1 protein-coding gene is annotated in these 935 nt (G+C 63.2%); it reads left to right on the plus strand.

Features of this window, described 5'->3' with window-relative positions; translation table 11 throughout:
- The coding region (locus CWO89_RS44570) for a carboxymuconolactone decarboxylase family protein (protein ID WP_130584424.1) at positions 1 to 494 on the plus strand (494 nt) is incomplete at its 5' end.
- Positions 495 to 935 lie beyond the last annotated feature (441 nt).

Consider the following 935-nt stretch of genomic DNA (forward strand, 5'->3'; position numbering starts at 1 on the left):
AGGAGCAGTTCGACCGCATCATGCGCGGCGCGCCGCCGCTTCTGTTGTTTCGTGTGATCGCAAGCCAGGACCGCGCCTGGCAGAAATTCACCGCCGGCAGCCTCTTGGATCGCAGTCCACTGAGCTTGCGGGAGCGCGAGATCGTCATCGACCGCACCTGCGCGCTGACCGGCTGCGAATATGAATGGGGCGTCCATATCGCAACCTTCGCCGACGGCGCATCGCTGACCGAACCGCAGGTCCGCGCCACCGTGCACGGCGAGGCCGATGATTCCTGCTGGTCGCCGGCCGAGCAGGCGCTGATCGCCACCGTCGACGCGCTGCATCACCGCGCAATGCTGAGCGACGCCGAATTCGCGGCGCTGTCGGCGCATTATGATGACGCAAAGATACTGGAGATCATGCTGCTCTGCGGCTTCTATCGCACGGTCTCCTACATCGCGAACGGCCTGTCGTTGCCGCTGGAGGCGAAGGCCGCGCGGTTTCCGCAATAACGACGGCGTCGTTGCGGACAAGACGGTGTCACCACCCTTCGTCATTTCCGGGGCGCGCCCCTTGGCGCGAGCCCGGAATCCATCGGGCCACAAGTGTCGCGGAGTAATGGATTCCGGGCTCGATGCTTCGCATCGCCCCGGAATGACTGTCCCCGTCATTGCGAGCCAACGGGTCGCGCGAACGCGCGCCCTGTTGGCTCGCAATGACGATGTGGATGCTTTGGGTGCGACATAACAACCCGACGGGCAAATCACCGAAAGTCTGTCCAGATCGTCACGCGAAAATAAATCGCTTAACCCGTCGGGCAAATCAGTGATTTAACTCCGCGCGTCTTACCCAAGATGAGGGGCGGGTCGCGATCGTCACGAACGTTGCGGTGAGATGCGGTGGACGCGGGTGTCACGACTGACGAGCGTGGCGCGCGTGGACGGCGAAGTCGT

It is taken from the genome of Bradyrhizobium sp. Leo170, assembly GCF_004296405.1.
In the GTDB taxonomy this organism is placed as follows: Bacteria; Pseudomonadota; Alphaproteobacteria; order Rhizobiales; family Xanthobacteraceae; genus Bradyrhizobium.